The organism is Burkholderia sp. AU16741, from assembly GCF_002223345.1.
Taxonomy (GTDB): domain Bacteria; phylum Pseudomonadota; class Gammaproteobacteria; order Burkholderiales; family Burkholderiaceae; genus Burkholderia; species Burkholderia sola.
The window spans coordinates 721,959-745,277 of record NZ_NKEZ01000005.1; the positions used below are offsets into that span (position 1 = coordinate 721,959).

At 65.8% G+C, this 23,319-nt stretch carries 22 protein-coding genes; 10 read left to right on the top strand and 12 right to left on the bottom strand.

Annotated features, from left to right (window positions below; all coding sequences use genetic code 11):
* Positions 1–241: 241 nt before the first annotated feature.
* Positions 242–1,882, bottom strand: a complete 1,641-nt coding sequence (locus tag CFB89_RS16560) for an L-lactate permease (RefSeq protein WP_089468769.1) — start codon at positions 1,880–1,882, stop codon at positions 242–244.
* A 418-nt stretch (positions 1,883–2,300) separates the two neighbouring features.
* On the opposite strand from CFB89_RS16560, the gene CFB89_RS16565 reads away from it, so the two are divergent.
* A complete protein-coding gene (locus CFB89_RS16565) occupies positions 2,301–2,618 on the top strand; it encodes a DUF4148 domain-containing protein (protein ID WP_089468770.1) in 318 nt (105 codons plus the stop codon).
* Between the two features lie 75 nt (positions 2,619–2,693).
* On the opposite strand, the gene gshA is transcribed toward CFB89_RS16565, so the two are convergent.
* The 3 genes from gshA to ada form a co-directional block, all read right to left on the bottom strand.
* Complete coding sequence (gene gshA, locus CFB89_RS16570; protein ID WP_179233445.1) at positions 2,694–4,307, bottom strand: glutamate--cysteine ligase; 1,614 nt, start codon at positions 4,305–4,307, stop codon at positions 2,694–2,696.
* Between the two features lie 477 nt (positions 4,308–4,784).
* Positions 4,785–5,744, bottom strand: a complete 960-nt coding sequence (locus CFB89_RS16580) for a DNA-3-methyladenine glycosylase (RefSeq protein WP_179233446.1) — start codon at positions 5,742–5,744, stop codon at positions 4,785–4,787.
* Positions 5,741–6,832, bottom strand: coding sequence for a bifunctional DNA-binding transcriptional regulator/O6-methylguanine-DNA methyltransferase Ada (ada, locus tag CFB89_RS16585; protein ID WP_089468772.1), 1,092 nt, complete (start codon positions 6,830–6,832; stop codon positions 5,741–5,743). The genes CFB89_RS16580 and ada overlap by 4 nt, the downstream gene beginning before the upstream one ends.
* Before the next feature lie 431 nt (positions 6,833–7,263).
* Here ada and CFB89_RS16595 point away from each other — a divergent pair, with 431 nt between their 5' ends.
* Positions 7,264–7,677: a VOC family protein gene (locus CFB89_RS16595; RefSeq protein ID WP_089468773.1), complete on the top strand. Its 414-nt coding sequence runs from the start codon at positions 7,264–7,266 to the stop codon at positions 7,675–7,677.
* Between the two features lie 31 nt (positions 7,678–7,708).
* On the opposite strand, the gene CFB89_RS16600 is transcribed toward CFB89_RS16595, so the two are convergent.
* The 3 genes from CFB89_RS16600 to speG form a co-directional block, all read right to left on the bottom strand.
* A complete protein-coding gene (locus CFB89_RS16600; protein WP_089468774.1) occupies positions 7,709–8,263 on the bottom strand; it encodes a YaeQ family protein in 555 nt (184 codons plus the stop codon).
* Between the two features lie 189 nt (positions 8,264–8,452).
* Entirely contained in the window at positions 8,453–8,800 is a 348-nt protein-coding gene (sap1, locus tag CFB89_RS16605; protein ID WP_179233447.1) for a surface attachment protein Sap1, read from the bottom strand.
* A 488-nt stretch (positions 8,801–9,288) separates the two neighbouring features.
* Positions 9,289–9,846, bottom strand: coding sequence for a spermidine N1-acetyltransferase (gene speG / locus CFB89_RS16610; protein ID WP_089468775.1), 558 nt, complete (start codon positions 9,844–9,846; stop codon positions 9,289–9,291).
* A gap of 150 nt (positions 9,847–9,996) precedes the next feature.
* On the opposite strand from speG, the gene CFB89_RS34920 reads away from it, so the two are divergent.
* The 4 genes from CFB89_RS34920 (at position 9,997) to CFB89_RS34925 (ending at position 12,277) form a co-directional block, all read left to right on the top strand.
* Entirely contained in the window at positions 9,997–10,167 is a 171-nt protein-coding gene (locus CFB89_RS34920; protein WP_006489933.1) for a hypothetical protein, read from the top strand.
* A gap of 117 nt (positions 10,168–10,284) precedes the next feature.
* Positions 10,285–10,533 (top strand): DUF2795 domain-containing protein, encoded by a 249-nt coding sequence (locus tag CFB89_RS16615; RefSeq protein WP_089468776.1) that lies wholly within the window; start codon positions 10,285–10,287, stop codon positions 10,531–10,533.
* Positions 10,534–10,642: 109 nt separating this feature from the next.
* The gene (locus CFB89_RS16620; protein WP_089468777.1) at positions 10,643–12,001 is read left to right on the top strand and encodes a sensor domain-containing diguanylate cyclase; all 1,359 of its coding nucleotides are present in this window, start codon (positions 10,643–10,645) and stop codon (positions 11,999–12,001) included.
* Positions 12,002–12,112: 111 nt separating this feature from the next.
* Positions 12,113–12,277 (top strand): hypothetical protein, encoded by a 165-nt coding sequence (locus CFB89_RS34925; RefSeq protein ID WP_179233428.1) that lies wholly within the window; start codon positions 12,113–12,115, stop codon positions 12,275–12,277.
* Positions 12,278–12,418: 141 nt separating this feature from the next.
* Here the strand turns inward: CFB89_RS34925 and mnmE are convergent, their stop codons facing one another.
* Complete coding sequence (gene mnmE, locus CFB89_RS16625) at positions 12,419–13,813, bottom strand: tRNA uridine-5-carboxymethylaminomethyl(34) synthesis GTPase MnmE (protein ID WP_089468778.1); 1,395 nt, start codon at positions 13,811–13,813, stop codon at positions 12,419–12,421.
* 338 nt (positions 13,814–14,151) lie between these two features.
* Here mnmE and CFB89_RS16630 point away from each other — a divergent pair, with 338 nt between their 5' ends.
* On the top strand, positions 14,152–14,586 hold the full coding sequence (locus CFB89_RS16630) for a transcriptional regulator (protein WP_050018236.1): 435 nt from the start codon (positions 14,152–14,154) through the stop codon (positions 14,584–14,586).
* A gap of 115 nt (positions 14,587–14,701) precedes the next feature.
* Here the strand turns inward: CFB89_RS16630 and yidC are convergent, their stop codons facing one another.
* From yidC to rpmH, 4 genes are all read right to left on the bottom strand, one after another.
* Positions 14,702–16,363 carry a membrane protein insertase YidC gene (yidC, locus tag CFB89_RS16635; protein ID WP_089468779.1) on the bottom strand — a complete coding sequence of 554 codons (1,662 nt, stop codon included), beginning with the start codon at positions 16,361–16,363 and terminating at the stop codon, positions 14,702–14,704.
* Positions 16,364–16,371: 8 nt separating this feature from the next.
* Entirely contained in the window at positions 16,372–16,638 is a 267-nt protein-coding gene (gene yidD / locus CFB89_RS16640; RefSeq protein WP_089468780.1) for a membrane protein insertion efficiency factor YidD, read from the bottom strand.
* Between the two features lie 75 nt (positions 16,639–16,713).
* A complete protein-coding gene (rnpA, locus tag CFB89_RS16645; RefSeq protein WP_006489941.1) occupies positions 16,714–17,175 on the bottom strand; it encodes a ribonuclease P protein component in 462 nt (153 codons plus the stop codon).
* A 15-nt stretch (positions 17,176–17,190) separates the two neighbouring features.
* A complete protein-coding gene (gene rpmH / locus CFB89_RS16650) occupies positions 17,191–17,325 on the bottom strand; it encodes a 50S ribosomal protein L34 (protein ID WP_004198824.1) in 135 nt (44 codons plus the stop codon).
* Positions 17,326–17,746: 421 nt separating this feature from the next.
* Between rpmH and dnaA the strand changes: the two genes are divergently transcribed.
* The 3 genes from dnaA (at position 17,747) to gyrB (ending at position 23,267) form a co-directional block, all read left to right on the top strand.
* Positions 17,747–19,324 carry a chromosomal replication initiator protein DnaA gene (gene dnaA / locus CFB89_RS16655; RefSeq protein ID WP_218828346.1) on the top strand — a complete coding sequence of 526 codons (1,578 nt, stop codon included), beginning with the start codon at positions 17,747–17,749 and terminating at the stop codon, positions 19,322–19,324.
* A 170-nt stretch (positions 19,325–19,494) separates the two neighbouring features.
* Positions 19,495–20,601, top strand: a complete 1,107-nt coding sequence (gene dnaN, locus CFB89_RS16660; RefSeq protein ID WP_006490996.1) for a DNA polymerase III subunit beta — start codon at positions 19,495–19,497, stop codon at positions 20,599–20,601.
* A gap of 191 nt (positions 20,602–20,792) precedes the next feature.
* Positions 20,793–23,267 carry a DNA topoisomerase (ATP-hydrolyzing) subunit B gene (gene gyrB, locus CFB89_RS16665; RefSeq protein ID WP_011546516.1) on the top strand — a complete coding sequence of 825 codons (2,475 nt, stop codon included), beginning with the start codon at positions 20,793–20,795 and terminating at the stop codon, positions 23,265–23,267.
* The last annotated feature ends 52 nt before the right edge of the window (positions 23,268–23,319 follow it).

The window sequence follows — 23,319 nt, forward strand, 5'->3', positions numbered from 1 at the left end:
CATGTCGGCGAACGCTCGTTGTATACGCCCGGCCCGACATATTGTCAACAGTATTCAGTCTCCAAAGGCCGCGCCTGCGTGCGAAGCACACCCGACATGCAACCGACACGCCGCTACGGGGTACGGCCGGTGAACGCGCTAAACCGCCGCGCGCTCACCGCTTCCCCACATGACCCGGCGCTTTTCCCGCGCCTTCCCTCGTTGTTTTCCTCGTGCCTTCCTTCTGTCGTGGCGCCGTGCGTCACTTCGGCAGCGCCGGGATCATCCAGGTCAGCACGTGCTGTTGCAGGAACACCAGCACGCCGAGCAGCAGCGTGAGGATCACGCTGTGCCAGAAGGTGCGTGCGAACACGACGCCTTCCTGCCCTTTCAGGTCCGTCGTCGACACGCCCGTCGCGATGTTCTGCGGCGAGATCATCTTGCCCATCACGCCGCCCGACGAGTTGGTCGCGGCCATCAGCACCGGATCGAGGCCGAGCTGCCGGGCAGCCACGACCTGCAGGTTGCCGAACAATGCGTTGCCCGACGTGTCGCTGCCGGACAGGAACACCGCGATCCAGCCGAGCGACGCGGACACCAGCGGGAACAACGCGCCCGTCGACGCGACGCCGGTGCCGAGCGTGTAGCTGATGCCGGAGTAGTTCAGCAGGTACGCGAGCCCGACGATCATCATCACCGTGACGATCGCGATCCACGTCTGCCGCCACGTCTTCACCACGCATTCGACGAACGCGCCGGGGCCGGTGCGCGTCAGCGCGGCCGTGATGATCGCCGACACGAGGATCGCGGTGCCCGTGCCGAGCGGCTGGAAATCCCAGATCGCCGCATACGGCTTGTGATACAGCGACACGTACACGGCGTTGTGCAGGCCCGGCCACTTGATCTTCACGTCGCCGATCGCCGCGATGTTCGCGTGCACCCACACGATCACTACCACCGACACGACGAGCCACGGCAGCCAGCCGCCGAAGCCCGCGCGCGCGGCGCCGGCGGCGGCCGGCACGCTGCGCGCGAGCGCGTATTGCGGATCGGGCTGCGGCTTCCATACCTGCAGGAAGCCGATCGTCACGATCAGCGACGTGAGCGACGACAGCACGTCGGTGAGCTGGTAGCCGAGGAAGTTCGACGTGACGAACTGCGCGATCGCGAAGCTGCCGCCGGACACGAGCAACGCCGGCCACAGCTTCGCGATCGAGCGCAGCCCGCCATACGCGCCGACCACGTAGAACGGCAGCAGCAGCGCGAAGAACGGCAACTGGCGGCCGACCATCTGCGCGAGCGTCACGGGCGGCAGCGACGTGACCGCGCCGAGCACGGTGATCGGCACGCCGAGCGCGCCGAACGCGACCGGCGCGGTGTTGAACAGCAGCGTATAGGTGAGCGCTTCGAGCGCGGGGAAGCCGAGCGCGATCAACAGCGCGCTCGTGATCGCGACCGGCGTGCCGAATCCGGAGATCCCTTCGAGCAGACAGCCGAACGAGAACGCGACGACGAGCAGCACGAGGCGGCGGTCGTCGGGCAGGTTGTCGAGCATCCACTGCCGGAACTGGTCGAAGCGGCCCGACTTCACCGCGATGTTGTACAGCAGCAGCGCGTTGAAGACGATCCACATCACCGGCACGACCGCGAGCGCCATGCCGGCGCCGACCGCGTCGAACGCGAGCCCGGCCGGCATTCCCCATGCGCCGATCGCGACCGCGAGGCCGGCGACGAGCCCGGCGAGCGACGCCTGCCACGCGGGGCGGCGCAGCACGCCGAGCGCGATCAGCGCGACCGCGATCGGGATCGCGGCGACGAGGAACGACAGGAGCAGCGAGTTCGCGACGGGCGTCAACGGTTGCGCGAAGGCGATGCCGGGCGGAAGGGCGTCGGTGGGGTTCATCGTGTCTCCAGAGTCGACCCGGGTTCGCATGTCGATGCGCCGGGTTCGGTACAAGGCGATGTCCTGCAGTCACGACCGTGCTGGGGCGCTTGCATACGCAACGACGTTGCGCGGCCAACCGATCGGTCGCTTAAAAGAGGTTAGGAGGCGCAACGCGCTTGTACAAGGGGGAGAAGCCCGATGCGGGCGAGTCGATGCGAATCGGCCGCAGCATGATGACCGGCGGATGGCGCGCCGCTGTCGCGCTCGACAGGAAACCCGTCGCGACGGCTCACCGGTGCGCGCAATGTTGCGCGACCGGAAAAGGTGACTGCCAGCCGCGACGATGTTTCGTTGGGCGTCCGAAGCCTAGACTGGCTGCATCGTTTCGGCCCGCGCCGCCAATGGCGCGGCACCGGAGCCTCACGGAGCCAACACGATGAAGACGATGAAACGCGCGGCATGCGCGTGTGTGCTGATCGGCGCGGCGTTCACCGCTCACGCGCAAGCCGCGTCGACGCTCACGCGCGCGCAAGTCCGCCAGGAACTCGTGGAACTGCAGGCCGCGGGCTACCGGGCGAGCCTCGCAAGCAGTCCTGACTTTCCGCGGAACATGCAGGCGGTCATGCAGCGTGCCGCGCAGGCGCGCGGTGAGGGCGAAGCCGCCGGTTACGGTAGCAACGGCCGGGCGAATAGGGAATCGGGCAAACCGGCGCTGCCGCACGCAATCGATCGCGGCACGTATGCGCATCACTGACCGAATCACTGACCGAACCGGATCGATCGCGCGGCAGCGGCGCGGCGCACCCCGCGCCGGCCGCATGCGCGATCGTCACACGCTGAAGCGGTTCAGCGTATAGGCGCGATAGGCGGCGACGAATGCGTCGAACGATCCGGCCTCCTTCGCTTCGAGTTCGGCCTGCTCGGCGAGCGACTTCGCGGCGAGCGCCTGTTCGGCGCGCAGCGTCACGGCCGACGGCGGATGCGCACGGAAATGCGCGGCATGCGCTTCGCTCTGCGCGAGCCCGAACGCGAGGAACGACTGGCCGTTCTCGCGCATCGTGCGCAGCACGCGCGCGGATGGCGTGCGCTCCGGATCGGCGAGCTTCTCGCGCTGCGCGGCGATCGCGCGCGCATGTTCGTCGCCGCCGCGGATTTCGTCGAGCCGGCGACCGACGATTTCGATATCGGCCATCAGCTCGTCGGCCCACTGCTGCAGCGTGACCGGCTGGCCGTCACGCGTCAGCGTGAGCCCCGGCTGGCGGCCGTCCAGCGTCACGCTGCCGAAGTTCGCGTTCGCTTCCTTGTACGCGTCGCAGTCGAGCGGCGCGCTTTCGTCGAGCGCGCACGCGAGCAGGAACGCGTCGATGAAGCGCGCGGTCTCCAGCGCGATGCCGGTCGGCTCGAACGGATCGATGTCGAGGCAGCGCACCTCGATGTACTGCACGCCGCGCGACGCGAGCGCATGCAGCGGCCGCTCGCCCGAATACGTGACGCGCTTCGGCCGGATCGTCGAGTAGAACTCGTTCTCGATCTGCAGCACGTTCGTGTTGATCTGGATCCACTCGCCGTCGCGATGCGTGCCGATCGCCTCGTACGCCGGATACGGCTCGCTCACCGCCTTCGACAGCGCGTCGAGATAGCCAGGCAGCGTGTTGTAGTCGACGTGCAGCGCGGCCTGGGCCGTCGTGTTCGAGTAACCGAGATCGCTCATCCGCAGGCTGGTCGCATACGGCCGGTACAGCGTATCGGCGTCGAACGTGTCGAGCTGGTGCGACTTGCCGCGCAGGAACTTCGTATCGAGCACCGGCGACGCGCCGAACAGGTACATCAGCAGCCAGCTGCGGCGGCGGAAGTTGCGGATCTGCGCGAGATAGCGTTCCGACTGGTAATCGACGAGCGTCGCCGTCGACTCTTCGTCCGCATGCAGGCGCCGCCACACTTCCTCGTGCAGCGAGTAGTTGTAGTGGATGCCGGCGATACACTGCATCGTGCGGCCGTAGCGATACGCGAGGCCGCGCCGGTACACCGTCTTCAGGCGGCCGATGTTCGACGTGCCGTAGTTGGCGATCGGGATCTCGTCGTCGGCCGGCAGCAGGCCCGGCATCGAGTCGTTCCACAGGATCTCGTCGCCGAGCGATGCATACACGTAGCGATGCAGATCGTCGAGGCGCTCGAGCGTGAGCGCGGCGTCGCGCTCCGCGGGCGTGATCAGTTCGATCAGCGCCTCGGAATAGTCGGTCGTCAGCGCCGGATGCGTGAGCGCGGAGCCGAGCGCGCGCGGATGCGGCGTGAACGCGATCATCCCGTCGCGCGTCACGCGCAGGCTTTCCTTCTCGATGCCGCGCAGGCCGTCGGGCAGATGCTGCCGCGTCGGGCCCGAGCTCAGCGCGTCGAGACGTTTCAGCAGCAGTTCGGACTGGCGGTGAGTCATGGTGTTCGACATGGAGACGCAAGTGCGTGACGGCCGCGTGCAGAACGCCGCGCGCGGCCGGCTGGATTGTTGGTCGCTTCGTTGGTAGCGGGCACTTTAACATCTCGCCGAAAGCCGCGCTTGAGGTGGCCGCGGGCACGGCGCGCGGGCCTGAGCGGGCGATCGGGCGGGCCGGGTGCGGCAGCTCGGGCCCGTATCACCGGTTGCGGACGAGGCCGATCGGCACGCCGGTCGGCGGAATTCGTCGGATGAAACGTGAACGGCGAACGGGTGGCGGCAGGTGCTACCGTGCCGCTGGATTGATCGCGAAACCACGCGTACGCAGGCATCGCACGCGCTACATCCGGCCGGCCCCGGCGGGGATGGGCAAGCGCCGTGACGGAGCCGCGTCACGCCCCGGCGCTTGACGCCTATCGGATGTCGGCACCGCCTGTGCAACGGGTTGGGCACAGCCCGCGTTGCGGTCGCACCGGCCATGGACCGCCGTGCTTACCCGCCGCGCGCGCCGCCCGCCCGGTCGGCTACTTCGTTCCACAAATGCAGCGCCGCATATGCGCGCCACGGCCGCCAGCCTTCGGTGCGGCGCTTCTGGCTGGTGAGCCGGTCGAGCGCCGGGTCGCGCGCGGCGATCGACTGCATCAGCACGAGATCGGAGGCCGGCCACGCGTCCGGATCGCGCCATGCGCGCATTGCGATGTATTCGACGGTCCACGGGCCGATGCCGGGCAGGTCGAGCCACGCGCTGCGCAGCGTCGCGAGATCGGCATGCGCGCGATCGACCGGCACGTCGCCGGCCGCCACCGCGCGCGCCACGCCGGTCAGCGCCGCCACGCGCTTGCCGGGCATCCCGATCCTGTCGAGATCGCACGCGGCCAGCGCGTCGGGCGTCGGGAAACGCCATGCGGGCGCGCCGTCGTCTTCCGGCATCACGCGTTCGCCGGCCCGCTCGACGAGCCGGCCGACGATCGTCGTCGCGGCCTTCACGCTGACCTGCTGGCCGACGATCGCGCGCACGGCCAGTTCGAACCCCGACCATGCGCCCGGCACGCGCAGCCCCGGCGCGGCCTCGACGAGCGGCGCGAACCACGGATCGCGCGCGAGTCCGCCGCCGATCGCGGCCGGATCGGCGCCGAGGTCGAACATCGTCGCGACGCGCGCGGCGAACGCGTCGTCGACGTGACGCGCGACCGCCCCTTCGACGGTCGCGACCAGGCAATGCTTGCGCGGATGTTTCGTCACGGTGAGCCGACCCGCCTCGCCATGCAGATCGACGATGCGGCGATACACGCCGTCCGCGACCTGCTCGACGCCCGGAATCGCGCGCCCGCTGAAGAAGCGCAGCACGCGCGCCCAGTCGTACGGCGCCTGGTAACGCAGTTCCATCTGCGCGGACGGCGGCGCCAGGCCGCCGTTCGCGACGGATGTAATCGTTATTTTCTCGATGCTCAAACCGCATTGCCCTCCGTCTCGGCTTCGGTTTCATCGTTGTGAACATGACGCGCCTCGGCCGCGAGCAGCGTCGCCTTGCGACGCACGCCCCAGCGGTACCCGGCGAGCGCGCCGCCCTTTTGCACGACGCGGTGACACGGGATCGCGAGCGCGACCGGATTCGACGCGCACGCGGACGCGACCGCCCGCACCGCGCGCGGCGAGCCGAGCGCCTCGGCGATCTCCGAATAGCTGCGCGTTTCGCCGTACGGGATATGCGTCAGCGCTTCCCACACGCGCTGCTGGAACGCGGTCGGCGCGATGTCGAGCGGGAGATCGAATGCGTGCCGCGTACCGTCCAGGTACGCGCGGATCTGCGTGACGAACGGCGCGAGCCGCGCGGCCGCTTCGACCAGTTCGGCGCGTGCGAACGTGTCCTTCAGCTCGCCGACGAGCGACGCCGCGTCGTCGCCGAACGCGATCCGGCAGATGCCCTGTTCGGTGGCGGCGACGAGCACCGTGCCGAGCGACGTCGACGCGGTCGCATAGTCGATCCGCAGGCCGGCGCCCTGACGGCGGAACGCGGACGGCGCCATCCCCAGCTCGCGCGGCACCGACGCATAGAGCCGCGACGGCGAGTTGAACCCTGCGTCGACGGCCGCCTGCGTGACCGGCTGCCCGCTTTGCAGCGCCTGCCGCAACGCGGCGCCGCGCTGGGCGGCCTGGTACTGCCGCGGCGACACGCCGACCACGCGCTTGAAGAGCCGCTGCAGATGAAACGGGCTCACGTGCACGGCGTCGCTCAACTGCTGCAGCGTGAGCCGCTCGGCCTGCGCGTCGAGCACCGCGCACGCACGGTTGACGATTTCCAGCTCGCGCGGCAGCCCTTCCGGCTGGCAGCGCTTGCAGGGCCGGAAGCCGGCCGCGCGGGCGGCCGCCGGATCGGCGAAAAAGGACACGTTCTCGCGGCGCGGCTGCCGCGACGCGCAGGTCGGGCGGCAGAACACGCCGGTCGTGCGGACGGCGTAGAAGAACGCGCCGTCCGCATGCGGATCGCGCAGGGTCACGGCGCCCCAGCGGGCATCGTCGGTCGAATAGGCGGTTTTCATCTGAACCTCGCACTCTCTAGTGTAGATGGTGCCTACTCTAGGCATCGGCACATGCCGTCGCGCCCTGAATCTTGCTCTGTGATTCGTGCCGGTGAATCGGGGCCACATCGATCGAAATAAATCCGACGAAAACGCGCGCGGCGGCCGCTCCAGCGCGGTTTTCGTCATCGTCCCGTCACCGTTTTGCTGCAGTGCGGATGCGACAAATCGCCGTCCTGACGTTTTTTTGCAATCGGAATATTGCGTCGCACCATCGCCGTGTGTATAGTTGGAACTGTCTCCTCCATGTCTCCTCCTGATATGGATTAAGCCCGTTCCGCACTGCGTGAACGGGCTTTTTTTCGTCCGTCGATTGTGCCGCGTTCCGGCCGGCAGCGCAGGCGCGATGCGTCTACACTCGATGCTCGTCGACTGCGAAGGAGTCCCCGCTCATGAAACCCACCATCCGCGGAATCGATCACATCGTGCTGCGCGTGGCCGACATGGCGGCGATGACGCGCTTTTACTGCGATGCCGTCGGTTGCCATGTGGAGAAGGAGCAGCCCGATCTGGGCCTCGTGCAACTGCGCGCCGGCGACGCGCTGATCGACCTGCTGACGGTCGGCGGCCCGATCGACCGCCCCGACAGCGGCCCGCCCGGCACCGGGCGCAATCTCGATCACCTGTGCCTGCGCGTCGAGCCGTTCGATCCCGACGCACTGATCGCCCATTTCGCCGCGCATGGCGCGCGGCCGGGCGCGCCGGCCGAACGCTACGGCGCCGACGGCTACGGGCCGTCGATCTACCTGTTCGATCCCGAAGGGAACATGGTCGAATTCAAGGGGCCGCCAGCCGCGCTCGGCTGACCGCGGCCGGCGCGCGGGCCCTTACGGACCCTTACGCGCCGTCGCGCGCCTTCAGCACCGTCCATTCGACCGCGACCGGATCGTGGTCGGCGCACGAGATCCATGCGGCGCCGTCCTGCACCGTGCACTGCAGGCGCATCGTCCGCTCAGCGAGCTGCCCGAGCGCGGCCGCGACGCCGTCGGCAAGCGACAGCACCTGCACGTTGCGCAGCCGTTCGACCTTGCCGCGCACGCCCTGCCACCAGATATCCGACGTCTTGCCGCCGTACGCGATCACCGTCACCTGCCCGGCGCGGCCGGCCGCCTTCGAGATGCGCCGTTCGTCCGGCTGACCGGCCTCGATCCACACGTCGATCGCGCCCGTCAGGTCCTTTTGCCACAGGTCGGGCTCGTCGACGTCCGACAGCCCCTTGCAGAATTCGAGCCGCTCGTGCGCGAACAACGCGAACGCGACGATGCGCACCATCATCCGGTCGTCGGTTTCCGACGGATGGCGCGCCACCGTCAGCGCGTGATCGGCGTAGTAATGCCGATCCATGTCGGCGATTTGCAGTTCGGCTTTGTAGATCGTGGATTTCAGCGCCATGCGGATGCGGCCCGGGCGGGCATTCGGTTCGGTCGGGCCGTGATGATACCGAATGCGCGCCGCCCGGCGTGCGTCATGCGCGGTTCACAGCGCAACGGCCCGGCATGCGCCGGGCCGTGTTCGGTGCGCGCCGCCCGCTCGTCGGGCCGGCGCGTTCGCGCGTCGTGCGACTGCGCGATGAGAGGACGCTTACTGCTTGACGAAGCGCGAATCGGTCCAGAGACCTTGCTGGTCGCTGTTGTCCGCGCTGACGAACTGCACGTCGCCCTGGTCGACCGTCACCACGCGGAACCGCTGGCCTTCCGGCACCGACAGGCAGCGGAAGTCGTCGAAATACTGCTGCTTCGCCTGCGACTTGCCGTCACGTTCGTGATTCAGTACGGAATCCAGATTGTCTTTCGACAGGCAGCCCCATGCGTTCTTCGTCAGCTGGATTTCCTGCTTCGGCTTGACGGCCGAATCGCCGCCGGCCTGGGCAATCGACACAGCGCAAAATGCGCCGACAAGGGCAAAAAGGACACCGGTACGCTTGATCATGTTCTGTCTCCAGGCTTGCGGGCACCAGGCTGGGTTAGCTATGTGTTTAAAGGTGATCGTGAACCCGCGTTTTTCACTTTAGAAGACCCGTAAACGATAGCAAGCACATTTGTTGTGCGACCGCAATAGCGGCGGATTGTCGCACCCCGTGCGCGGGCTGCTTTTGGCGCGACCGGCGCGTGCGGCAAGCGCCGCCAAACCGCGGATCGGCCCTTCGCCGCCGGGCGGAAACCGTTATCCGGCAAGACTTTCAGAAAATTTACATTGCGACGATTGAACGGTTTGGATAATCCATTTCGCTATCCGGATCATTTTGATGCGTTGCACATAAAGTCATCCGAAACGATTCGAATTTACCGCCGCGCGCAATCGCATTTACCTGATACAAGAAAAATGCCAGGTATAAGCGCCCCCGTATTTATCCGTAGTTCTCGGCACCATTCGGCGCTCCGCGCCCTCGTCGCCAGCACCTTTCGTCCGTGTGGTGTTTACCCTGCTTTATTCAGCCCGATTTGCTGACGTTCGAAATAATCGCGCTGGAAGATGCACATGCGATAAGCGTTGTGATACGCGCCATTCCCGAAAAATTCTTCCTTCAATTCGGCCTCGTGCTGGAATCCGCATTTCTCGTACACGTGGATCGCCGCCGCGTTCGACGTATCGACGATCAGGTAAAGCTTGCGCATGTTCAGCACCTTGAACGCGTACTCGATCGCGAGGCACGTCGCCTGGCCCGCGTAGCCGCGCCCCTGGCACTGCGGCGCGATGATGATCTGGAACTCGCCGCGGCGGTGAATGTAGTCGAGCTCGATCAGCTCCACGAGGCCGACCAGTTCGGCTTGCGCATCCACCGCGACGAAGCGGCGTTCGCGCTGGTCGTGTACGTGGCGGTCGTACAGTTGCGACAGTTCCGAGAAGGTTTCGTACGGCTCCTCGAACCAGTAGCGCATGATCTTCGCGTCGTTGTTCAGCTCGTGGACGAAGCGCAGGTCCTGGCGCTCCAGCGGCCGCAGCGCGAGCGTGTTGGTATCGTTCTGGAGTTGCATAGTCGTGTCCTTTTTGATGCCGGCGCCGCGCGGAACGCCCGGGCGTCACGGCCGCGTTCGAGCCCGTTTTGCACTGTAAGAATTTGAACGCGGGCGCTGTTCAGAGCCTAGAATGGGAGCAAGGGTTCCTGCCACCGCAAGGAGGCTATCGTGATCGAGCAAGTCATCCTCGGAATTTTCCTCGTGCTGCCGCTCGTCATCGTGGCTGCGCTGTTTTCCGACGAACTGTGGCAGGAGCATCGTCGCCAGCATCCGCGCGACGAGAACGCCCCGCACATCGACTGGAAGCATCCGTGGCGCCGTGTGCGGCGCGGGCACTGACTTAGTCACCGCCGATTCGCCGCCCGCGCCGGCCGGCCCGCCGGGGCCGGATAACATGCGACGCGGGCACAGCCCTTGCGCCCGATCCGATTCCCGCCCAACCCGCGAGACGCCGACGTGAACGACAAGCCCGCCATTCCCCCGCACGATGTCCCGAACGAAACGATCGACCTGCAGATCGCCGATGTGCTGGCGGCCGTCCGCTATCCGGCGAACAAGGATGCGATCGTCGATGCCGCGCGCGACGCCGGCGCCAGCAACGAAGTGTTGTCGATGCTCGACGGCCTGCCCGAACAGGACTATGCGGACGTCGACGCCGTCACGCGCTGGGTCGCCGGCAACTTCGGCCCGGGGCTCGGCATTTGAGCGCAGGCCAATAACGCGATAGGATCGGGCCGCACCGGTCGCGCCGCGATCGGGATGCGTGCCGCCCGGCGCAAGATCGGGCGCTTCGCACGCATGTCCGGGGGACCCCATGGAAGGCATCCTGATCCAGCACACGACGCAGCGTCAGCTGTGGTTCGGCGCGCTGACGGCGCTCGTCATCCTGCTCACGCTCGGGATCGCCGCGCCGCACGCGAACGTCGCGTTGCCGGCCGTCGAGCCGTTCATGCCGATGTGCGCGCTCACCGTGTTCACGACCGCGAGCATCGCGGCGTTCTTCCTCGGCGCGCAATTCACCGTCACGCGCCAGCCCGTGCTCGGTGCGCTCGGCGGCGCCTATGCGTTCACCGCGCTCGCCGTCGCGCTGCAACTGCTCACCTTTCCCGGCGTGTTCGCGCCGCATGGCCTGCTCGGCGCGCGCCCGCAAAGCGCCGCATGGATGTGGATCTTTTGGCATGCCGGCTTTCCGTGCTTCGTGATGGCCGCGCTGTTCGCCCGCGAGCGGCTCACGCGCGCCCCGGTCGGCGCGAAGGAGACGCGCCGCTGGACAATCGCGCTGATCGGCGGCCCGGCCGTCGCCGCGGCGCTCCTGTGCGCGATCGCGCTGAACGTGTCGCTGCCGCCCGCGTTCCATCCGCCCGGCGACGCGGCCGTGCTGCCCGTCAACGGCATCGCGCTCGTCGTATGGATCCTCAACGTGCTCGCGCTCGTGGCCGTGCTGGTCACCGGCCGGCTGCGCACGACGCTCGACCTGTGGCTCGCGATCGCGGTGCTCGCGTGCCTCACCGATACGACGCTGAACCTGCTGTCCACCCACCGCTTCACGGTCGGCTGGTATGTCGCGCGCCTGTTCAGCATGTTCACGCCCGGCGTGCTCGTATGCGTGCTCGCGTGGGAAGTGACGATGCTGTATCAGCAACTGTTCGAAGCGCACGCGACGCTGATCCGCTCTTCCGCGCGCGACGGGCTCACGGGCGCGTTCAACCGCAGCCACTTCAACGATCATTTCCACACGCTGTTCCTGCAGGCGCGGCGGCAGGGCGAACCGCTGTCGCTGCTGATGGTCGACGTCGATCACTTCAAGGCGTACAACGACGCGTTCGGTCACGTGAAGGGCGATGCGTGCCTGATCGCCGTAGCGAACGCACTGGCCGGCGCGGTGCGGCGGCCGGCCGACATCGTCGCGCGCTACGGCGGCGAGGAGTTCGCGATCGTGCTGCCGAACACCGGCGCGCGCGGTGCGCGGGTGGTGGCCGACGAAGTGCGCGACGCCGTGCTGCGGCTCGACCTCGCGATGCCTTCGTCGCCGGCGGGACGCGTGAGCGTCAGCGTCGGCTGCGCGTCCGTGTCGGCCGACGATCTGTCGATGCCCGACGCGCTGATCGAAGCTGCCGATGCCGCGCTGTATCGCGCGAAGGATACGGGGCGAAACCGGGTCGTCGTCGCCTGAAACGTCTGCTGTTTGGCCAATTGTTACGGTCATTCTGACCGGAATAATCCACCGTTACGGATTGCGGCGCGGGGAAACGATCGCTTACAGCCCGGGCCGGAGCCGCTCGCTATGCTGGGTTTCATATTGAACCCCGAGCAGGTGAACGCGATGAAGAAGGCCCTTTTGTTGATTGCAGGCGTCGCCGTGTTGTTGAGCGGCTGTATCGTGGTGCCGGATGGTGGCGGGTATTACGGTGGGGGTGGGTATTATCACCATCATCGGCATTGGGATTGAGGCCTCCCGGCCGAGCATTGCATCATCCTTCCGGATGTTCGAATTCGTTTCGGCATCCGGCAATGACGATGCATGAGCGCCCATGCCGTTCGTACTCCACGACACGCCGCTGGCCGCGGCAACGTACGGTTCAGCGTCCGCTCACTTCCCGATACAAAACCTGCTGAAAATCACCCCCAGCAGATCATCCGACGTGAACTCCCCGGTAATCGCATTGAGCTGCTCCTGCGCGAGCCGCAGTTCCTCGGCAAACAGATCGAGCGACTGCGCGCGCTGCTCCGCATGATCCGCCGCCTGCGCCAGATGCTCCTGCGCGGCCCGCAGCGCGATCAGATGCCGCTCGCGCGCCAGATACACGCCCTCGGCCCCCGCCTGCCACCCGGCAATCCGCAACAGCTCCGCGCGCAGCATGTCGATCCCGTCGCCGCGCTTCGCCGACAGATGCACCTCGGTCAAATCGCCTTCCGCCGCCGGATGCTCGACACACGCCGGCACGCCCGTCAAATCCGTCTTGTTCAACACGCGCACCACCGGCACGCCGCCCGGAAACCGCGCGGCGATCACTTCGTCGTCCGGCGTCATTCCCGTGCGCGAATCGAGCAGATGCAGCACGACGTCCGCGCGCTCGATCTCGCTCCACGTGCGCGCAATGCCGATCCGCTCGACTTCGTCTTCCGTCTCGCGCAGCCCCGCCGTATCGATGATGTGCAGCGGAATCCCTTCGACCTGAATCGTCTGCGCGACCTTGTCGCGCGTCGTGCCGGCGATCGGCGTGACGATCGCCAGCTCGGCGCCCGCCAGCGCATTCAGCAGCGACGACTTGCCGACGTTCGGCTGCCCCGCGAGCACGACAGACAACCCTTCGCGCAACAGCGCGCCCTGCCGCGCATCGCCGAGCACGTGCGCGAGCTGCGCGCGGATCTTCGCGAGCTTGCCGCGCGCGTCGGCCGCTTCCAGGAAGTCGATTTCCTCCTCCGGAAAATCGAGCGTCGCCTCGACCAGCATCCGCAGCGTGATCACGTCGTCGACGAGCGCGTGGATCTGTCGCGAGAACGCGCCGTCGAGCGAACGCCCGGCCGAGCGCGCGGCCGCCTCGGTGCTGGCCTCGATCAGATCGGCGACGGCCTCGGCCTGCGCGAGATCGAGCTTGTCGTTCAGGAACGCGCGCCGCGTGAACTCGCCCGGCTCCGCGAGCCGCAGCCCGAAGCCGCGCCCCGCATCCAGGCAGCGCTGCAGCAGCAGCTGCATCACGATCGGCCCGCCATGCCCCTGCAGCTCGAGCACGTGCTCGCCGGTGTACGAATGCGGCGCCGGGAAATACAGCGCGATCCCACGGTCGAGCGGCGCGCCATGCTCGTCGAGGAACGGCACGTAGCTCGCATGGCGCGGCACGAGCTTTTGCCCGCACAACGCGTCGATCAGCGGCAGCGCGGCCACCTCGCCGCCGCGCCCGAACGACACGCGGACGACCCCGATGCCGCCCCGGCCGGCAGCAGTGGCAATGGCGACGATCGGATCGGAATCGGTAGCGAGCATGGGAATTCGAGAAATCGGGTAATCGGCGAGTCAATGGTGCGCCCGCGCAACAATTCGGGCATCGGAACGCCGGCATTGTAGCGTGCCGGCTCACGCGCCACCGGCCGCGACGCCGGATTCGGACACGCCCGAATTTATCCCGACGGGGATAAGCCGAGTATCAGCTCAGCGTGATGAGCCGCCCACCGTTTCGGACAAGTATGTGTGCGGGATAGGCTCGGCACTACGTCCCTCAATTTCATCGATCATCCTGATCAGGGTTGGGATTCGTCTGAAAGAGATACGTTTATCCTATATGGTTGTCTGGGACGCGGCGATGGAATTGCACAATCTCCCTCATGCCGACATCCGAAGAAAAAGCCGCGTTCTCGGAACGCCTGAAATTCGCCCTGCGGCGCAGCCCGGAGAAGGTCACGGGCGCGACGGAACTGGCGAACCGATTCAATCTGCGTCACCGCGGAACGCATCCTGTTTCGCCGCAAACCGCGCACAAATGGCTGACGGGCCGCACGATTCCGACGTCGGACAAACTCGAAACGCTGGCCGAATGGTTACGCGTCGAAGTGCACTGGCTGCATTACGGGCCGTCGCCGAGCGTGGTCGAACATCCGACGCCGCAACCGCTGCCGCGCGACGAACGCTACCCGCCGACGCCCGAGACGATCGAACTCGCATCGAAGATCGAGGCGCTGTCTCCGCATCAGCGCTACCTCGTGCAGGAACTGGTCGAGCAGTTCTACGGCGATCCGAAACTCGAAGCGAAGAAGGCCTGAACGGCAGCAGCCGCACGCGCCACCGCCAGGAAAACAAAAAGCCGCATGGTCACGAACCATGCGGCTTTTTTTGCGAGCATCGCGGGCGGCTGGCCACCCGCGAATGCAGCGAACGTCAGGCCGGCTTCTTCTTCACGCCGCCGAGCTTGCGCGTGATGTAGTACTGCTGCGCGATCGACAGCACGTTGTTCACGACGTAGTACAGCACGAGACCGGCCGGGAAGAAGAAGAACATCACCGAGAACGCGATCGGCATGAACTTCATCATCTTCGCCTGGACCGGGTCCGGCGGCGTCGGGTTCAGGCTCGTCTGCACGAACATCGACACGGCCATCAGCACCGGCAGGATGAAGAACGGATCGCGCTGCGACAGGTCGTGAATCCACAGAATCCACGGCGCGCCGCGCATTTCGACCGATGCGAGCAGCACCCAGTACAGCGAGATGAACACCGGGATCTGGATCACGACCGGCAGGCAGCCGCCGAACGGATTGACCTTCTCCGTCTTGTACAGCTCCATCAGCGCGGCGTTCATCTTCTGCGGATCGCTCTTGAAGCGTTCGCGCAGCGCCTGCATGCGCGGCGTGATTTCCTTCATGCGCGCCATCGACTTGTAGCTGGCAGCCGACAGCGGGAAGAACACGGCCTTGATCAGGATCGTCAGCAGCACGATCGACCAGCCCCAGTTGCCGACGTAGCTGTGGATCTTCTCGAGCAGCCAGAACAGCGGCTTCGCGATGATCGTCACCCAGCCGTAATCCTTCACGAGCTCCAGGCCCGGCGCGATGCCTTCGAGCATGCGCTCTTCTTCCGGACCGGCGAACAGGCGCGCCTGCACGTCGGCCGACTGGCCCGGCGCGATCGCGGCGACCGGCTGCTTCACGCCGATGCGATACAGCGTCGGATCGATCTTCTCAGCGTAGATGTCGCGCTTCACGCCCTGCTGCGGGATCCACGCCGACGCGAAGTAGTGCTGCACCATCGCGACCCAGCCGTTGTCGGCGGAGTTCACGTAGTCGGCCTTGTTCTTGTCGAGGTCGCTGAAGTTGATCTTCTGGAAGTGCTTCGCGTCCGTGTAGACCGCCGGCCCGAGGAACGTGTGCGAGAACATCGGCGTTTCGACGGCCGTGTTGTCGCGCACCAGTTCCATGTAGACCGTCGGCGTGACCGGGGCCGTGCCGACGTTGTCGATCTTGGTGTCGACGCCGATCACGTAGCTGCCGCGCGTGAACGTGTAGGTCTTGATGACCTTCACGCCGCCCTTCACCGGCGATTCGAACGACAGCTTCAGCGTGTTCTGGTCGCCCGTCAGCGACGTCGAGCCGGGGTTCAGTTGCGTGTAGACGTCGTTGTGGTTCGGGAAATCGCCGCCGAGCAGGCCCGTGCGTGCGAGATACGTGTGGCCGGCCGTGTGGTCGAACAGCGTGATGTACAGGTCGGGCTGCTTGCCGTCGCCCTGCTTCTTCAGCGTCAGCTTCGCGAGCGTGCCGCCGCGCGTGTCGATTTCGCCGTCGTACACGTCGGTCGAGAACTTCACGAGCTGCGCCTGCGCGGCCGGGGCCGTCGTCGACGGTGCGGCGCCGGCTGCGGCGGCAGGCACGTCACCTGCGGTCTTCGTCGCGCCCGTGCCCGATGCGCCGCCGGCAGCGGCCGGGGCCGTCTGCGTGGCGCTCGGGAAGAACATCGACGGGCGTCCATGGTCCCGCTGCCAGTTGTCGTACAGCATGACAGCTGACATGAAGAAGATCACCCATAGGACGGTGCGTTTGATATCCATGCGTTGTCTCAGAGTCGATGGGACCGCGCGTCGGCTTCGCCGCGAGCGCGAGTGTCGGAGTTGGGCGGCGGGACGAGGTCGACGCCGCCCGCGGAAAACGGGTGGCATCGGCACACGCGCCTGACGGCGAGATACGTGCCGCGCGCGGCGCCATGATACTGGATTGCCTCGCGCGCGTAATCCGAACAGGAAGGATAAAAACGGCAACGGCTGCCGAGCATCGGGCTCACGGCAACCTTGTAGAAGCGCAGCAAGGCGATCAATACCGTTTCCATACCTTGGGCGGCGCCGTACGACGCCGCGTCAAAACCGGCCGGGCGGGCGCGAACGCCGCACCGGGCACGGATGCGTCACTCGGACGCGGGCTTCGACGCCCGGCGCGCGATTTCCCGGACTGCCCTGTCGAGCAGTTCGCGGATCTCGGCCGCGCACATCGCCGCGAGCGGGGCGGAAGCCGCGCTCGGCAGCGCTTTCTTGTCGAAGCGCGTGTGCTGCCGCAGCAGCAGGTCGTAACCGGCGAATTCGGCGCGGCGCAGGCGAAACTGATCGCGCGCCAGCCGCTTCACGAGGTTACGTGTTACTGCACGCGGCGCATACTTCTTGCCGATGACGAGCCCCAGGCGTGCGGGCTGACCGGTCGGCTTGCCGTAGATCACGAAGTGCGCGGAGCGCCGCCAGGGGCGCAAACGAAAAACGGATGAAAATTCATCCGTTTTCAGAAGTCGCGCAGCTTTCGGGAAGGCGGCTTTCGTCTGCGACGGATTCGCACCCGGCTCGACGGCACCTTCCGCAGGACTGCGGACGGCGGACACAGCGCGCAACCTGCCTTAGATGGCGAGGCGCTTGCGGCCCTTCGCGCGGCGAGCGTTGATGACCTTGCGGCCACCTGCCGTCTTCATGCGGACACGGAAGCCATGGGTGCGCTTGCGGCGCGTCACGGACGGTTGGTAAGTACGTTTCATGATGTTCTCACTTGTTCGAGAATGTCGAAATTCAGGGGACCGCGTGCCCTTAACCGGAGGCATTCGGGCGAACGCAATCGCCGGGAATACAGGATTGGTTTTCGCGGAACCCGCTATTTAAACCGTTTTTCCGTTGACGGTCAATACTTTACGAGTCGCTCGCCTGTGCCGGGCCGCGCCGATCCGGCCCCGCGACCCACAAACCCAGCCTGTGGATAAGTCCCGCTGTGGCCGCGTTTGGCGTTAGAATCTCGCCTTATCTCCAAGAATCCCGCACGCCGCTTCGGCTCGCGCCTGCCCCTCCAAGACTGTGACGCAGGCGTCCGAGGCACGCTCGCACGACCGCTTCGGGCCTTGTTGCGCGACTGCGACAAGGGCGCCGGCGAGCCGCGCTGTGCACGCAAAAAACGACAGTTACTTGATGAACGATTTCTGGCAACACTGTTCCGCACTGCTGGAGCGCGAGCTGACGCCCCAGCAGTACGTGACGTGGATCAAACCCTTGGCCCCGGTGGCCTTCGATGCGTCGGCGAACACGCTGTCCATCGCCGCGCCGAACCGCTTCAAGCTGGACTGGGTCAAGAGCCAGTTTTCGGGCCGGATCTCCGATCTGGCCCGTGAATTCTGGAACACGCCGATCGAAGTCCAGTTCGTCCTCGATCCGAAGGCCGGCATGCGCAGCGCCGCCGCAGGCACCGCACCGGCCGCCCCGCGTGCGCCGCTGACCCCGAGCGGCCCGGCCGCGACGGTCGCCGCGATCGCCGCCAACCTGACCGCGAATGCCGCCGCCGCGCCCAGCGCGCCGGCCGACGTGCCGATGACGCCGTCGGCGGCCGCCGCCCACCATCTGAACGCCGACGACGCCGACATCGACCTGCCGAGCCTGCCCGCGCACGAAGCGGCGGCCGGCCGCCGCACGTGGCGTCCGGGCCCGGGCGCCGCGCCCGCCAACGGCGGCGAAGCCGATTCGATGTACGAACGTTCGAAGCTGAACCCGGTGCTCACGTTCGACAACTTCGTGACCGGCAAGGCGAACCAGCTCGCGCGCGCCGCCGCGATCCAGGTCGCGGACAACCCGGGCATCTCGTACAACCCGCTGTTTCTGTATGGCGGCGTCGGCCTCGGCAAGACCCATCTGATCCACGCGATCGGCAACCAGCTGCTGCTCGACAAGGCCGGCGCGCGGATCCGCTACATCCACGCCGAACAATACGTGTCCGACGTGGTGAAGGCGTACCAGCGCAAGGCGTTCGACGACTTCAAGCGCTACTACCATTCGCTCGACCTGCTGCTGATCGACGATATCCAGTTCTTCTCCGGCAAGTCGCGCACGCAAGAGGAATTCTTCTACGCGTTCGAGGCGCTGGTCGCGAACAAGGCGCAGGTGATCATCACCAGCGACACGTATCCGAAGGAAATCTCGGGCATCGACGATCGCCTGATCTCGCGCTTCGACTCGGGCCTCACCGTCGCGATCGAGCCGCCCGAACTGGAAATGCGCGTCGCGATCCTGATGCGCAAGGCGCAGTCGGAATACGTGAACCTGTCGGAAGATGTCGCGTTCTTCGTCGCGAAGCATCTGCGCTCGAACGTGCGAGAACTCGAAGGCGCGCTGCGCAAGATCCTCGCGTATTCGAAGTTCCACGGCCGCGAGATCTCGATCGAGCTGACCAAGGAAGCGCTGAAGGACCTGCTGACCGTGCAGAACCGGCAGATTTCGGTCGAGAACATCCAGAAGACCGTCGCCGACTTCTACAACATCAAGGTCGCGGATATGTACTCGAAGAAGCGCCCCGCGAACATCGCGCGGCCGCGGCAGATTGCGATGTACCTGGCGAAGGAACTCACGCAGAAGAGCCTGCCGGAAATCGGCGAGCTGTTCGGCGGGCGCGATCACACCACCGTGCTGCACGCGGTGCGCAAGATCGCCGACGAGCGCAGCAAGGATGCGCAGCTCAACCACGAGCTGCACGTGCTGGAACAGACGCTGAAGGGCTGAGCGCGCGCACCGCGCTTGATAATTCGGCCTCCGCCCCAATTTAAGGGGGGCGGTTCGGTTTTGAGGCACAATACTGGTTTGACCGCCCCGGTGGTGGCGGGCCAAGAGCCCGGCCGGCGGGGCGCTGCGTGGCTGCTGCGCTGCAGGCCGTTACTCAACGAAGGAACTCTATGCAACTGGTCAAGACCGAACGAGACACCCTCCTCAGGCCGCTGCAAACGGTCAGCGGCATCGTCGAACGCCGCCATACGTTGCCGATCCTCGCCAACCTGCTGATCACCAAGAACGGCCCGGACGTTTCATTCCTGTCGACCGACCTGGAGCTGCAGATCACCACGCGCGCCGATTTCGGCGTCGGCGGCGACCAGATCGCGACCACCGTCGCGGCCCGCAAGCTGCTCGACATCCTGCGCGCGATGCCTGACGGCCAGGTCACGCTGTCGCTCGCCGACAAGCGCCTCACCGTTCAATCGGGCAAGAGCCGCTTCGCACTGCAGACGCTGGCGGCCGACGAGTTCCCGACCGTCGCGCAGGCGAAGGATTTCGGCGCCACGCTCACCGTCCCGCAGAAGTCGTTCCGCCAGTTGCTCGGCATGGTGCACTTCGCGATGGCGCAGCAGGACATCCGCTACTACCTGAACGGCATGCTGCTCGTCGTCGACGGCGACCAGCTGATGGCCGTGGCCACCGACGGCCACCGCCTCGCGTTCTCGTCGATGAAGCTCGAAGGCGGCACGTTCGGCCGCCAGGAAGTCATCGTGCCGCGCAAGACGATTCTCGAGCTGCAGCGCCTGCTCGAGGACATCGACGACACCGTCACCATCGACATCGCGCAAACCCAAGCCAAGTTCACGTTCGGCCAGGTCGAGCTCGTGTCGAAACTCGTCGAGGGCAAGTTCCCCGACTTCCAGCGCGTGATCCCGAAGGCGCACAAGAACACGTTCGAGATCGGCCGTGAAGAACTGCAGCGTTCGCTGCAGCGCGCGGCGATCCTGACCTCGGACAAGTTCAAGGGCGTGCGCTGCATCATCGCGCCGGGCCAGCTGAAGATCATGTCGACCAACGCCGATCAGGAAGAGGCGCAGGAAGAACTCGAAATCGCCTACCAGGGCGATACCGTCGACATCGGCTTCAACGTCACGTATCTGCTCGACGTGCTCGCGAACCTGAAGGTCGACACCGTGCAGGTGAGCCTCGGCGACGCCAGCTCGAGCGCGCTGATCACCGTGCCCGAGAACGACGAGTTCAAGTATGTCGTGATGCCGATGCGCATCTGACGCGCTCGACATCGCGACACACACCAGGGGGCGGCAAGCCCCTTTGGCGTTTTTATGGCGAACCGACAACCCGCCCTTTTGGTGCCTTTTCGGCACTTCGGGCGGGCCAGGAAACTGGAGCGGCCCGGCGATTTCTCGCTGAAACGCACCGCGCCGCCACGAGAGTGGCCCCGCAGAACCGGAAGATATCCATGAGTGAACAGCACAATTCGCAACCCGATAACAGCAGCTACGGCGCTTCGTCGATCCAGATCCTCGAAGGTCTGGAGGCGGTGCGCAAGCGCCCCGGGATGTACATCGGCGACACGTCTGACGGCACCGGTCTGCACCACCTCGTGTTCGAGGTGCTCGACAACTCGATCGACGAAGCGTTGGCCGGGTACTGCAACGACATCCACGTGACGATTCACGCCGACAACTCGATTTCCGTGACCGACAACGGCCGCGGGATTCCGACCGACGTGAAGATGAACGACAAGCACGAGCCGAAGCGCAGCGCCGCCGAGATCGTGATGACCGAGCTGCACGCCGGCGGCAAGTTCGACCAGAACAGCTACAAGGTGTCGGGCGGCCTGCACGGCGTGGGCGTGTCGTGCGTGAACGCGCTGTCGAGCTGGCTGCGCCTCACCGTGCGCCGCGACGGCAAGAAGCGCTTCATGGAATTCCACCGCGGCGTCGCGCAGGATCGCGTGCTCGAGGTGGTGGACGGCGTGGAAGTGTCGCCGATGCTCGTGACCGGCGACACCGAGAACCGCGGCACCGAAGTGCATTTCATGGCCGATCCGACCATTTTCGGCACGGTCGAGTATCACTACGACATCCTCGCGAAGCGGATGCGTGAACTCTCGTTCCTGAACAACGGCGTGCGGATTCGTCTGACCGACCTGCGCTCGGGCAAGGAAGACGATTTCGCGTTCGCCGGCGGTGTGAAGGGCTTCGTCGAGTACATCAACAAGACTAAGACGAACCTGCACCCGACCGTGTTCTTCGCGAACGGCGAGAAGGACGGCGTGGGCGTCGAAGTCGCGATGCAGTGGAACGACAGCTACAACGAGAACGTGCTGTGCTTCACGAACAACATTCCGCAGCGCGACGGCGGCACGCACCTGACCGGCCTGCGGGCCGCGATGACGCGCGTCATCAACAAGTACATCACCGACAACGAAATCGCGAAGAAGGCGAAGGTCGAGACGACCGGCGACGACATGCGCGAAGGGCTGTCGTGCGTGCTGTCCGTGAAGGTACCGGAGCCGAAGTTCAGCTCGCAGACGAAGGACAAGCTGGTTTCGTCCGAGGTTCGTGCGCCGGTTGAGGAAGTTGTCGCGAAGGCGCTGGAAGAATTCCTGCTGGAGACGCCGATCGACGCGAAGATCATCTGCGGGAAGATCGTTGAGGCTGCGCGGGCGCGGGATGCGGCGCGGAAGGCGCGTGAAATGACGCGTCGGAAGGGCGTGCTCGACGGCGTCGGCCTCCCGGGCAAGCTCGCGGACTGCCAGGAGAAAGACCCGGCGAAGTGCGAAATCTACATCGTCGAGGGTGACTCGGCAGGTGGGTCGGCGAAGCAAGGGCGTGACCGGAAGTTCCAGGCGATCCTGCCGCTGCGCGGCAAGGTGCTGAACGTCGAGAAGGCACGCTACGACAAGCTGCTGTCGTCGGAGCAGATCGTCACGCTCGTGACCGCGCTTGGGTGCGGGATCGGCAAGGAAGACTACAACCTCGACAAGCTGCGCTATCACCGCATCATCATCATGACTGACGCGGACGTCGACGGTGCGCACATCCGGACGCTGCTGCTCACGTTCCTGTATCGCCAGATGCCGGACATGATCGAGCGCGGGTACGTGTATATCGCGCAGCCGCCGCTTTACAAGATCAAGGCGGGCAAGGACGAGCGGTATCTGAAGGACGACGTGGAGCTCAACGCGCACATGCTGCGGTTGGCGCTGCAAGGGTCGGAGCTGGTGCCGGGTGAGAATGCGGCGGCGATTTCTGGGGATGCGCTTGGGGAGTTGGCAAGGTCGTATCTGCTGTCGCAGAGCGTGATCGATCGATTGAGCCGGTTGTATGACCCGGCTGCGCTGGAAGCCGTTATGGATGGCGTGGTGATCGATCTCTCCAATGAGGAGTCGACCGAGGCTTCGGCTAAGGCGCTGCATGCTGCGTTGCATGACGAAGCGCTGAAGAACGAAGTGCGTGTGGTGCCTTCGTATGACGCGGTTCGCGAACAGCGGGCACTGCATGTCGAGCGGACGCATCACGGCAATGTGCGGGTCTCGGTCATCGACCAGGAATTCCAGCACACGGCGGATTATCAGCAGCTCGTGACCACCGCGAATACGTTCAAGGGGCTTATTGGGGAAGGTGCGGTCATCAAGCGCGGTGAGCGCAGCATGGCCGTGGCGGACTTCAAGAGCGCGATGAAGTGGCTGCTGGCGGATGCTGAGCGGAACGTGTCGAAGCAACGCTATAAGGGGCTCGGTGAGATGAACCCCGAGCAGCTGTGGGAAACGACGATGGATCCGGCCGTGCGGCGTCTGCTGCGTGTGCAGATCGAGGATGCTATTGCTGCGGATGGGATCTTCACTACCCTCATGGGGGATGATGTCGAGCCGCGGCGGGCGTTTATTGAGTCGAATGCGTTGCGGGCGGGGAATATTGACGTTTAACTCATGCCTGTTGCAGGGAAACGCTCAATTAGCCGGACTAACACAGGGTTAG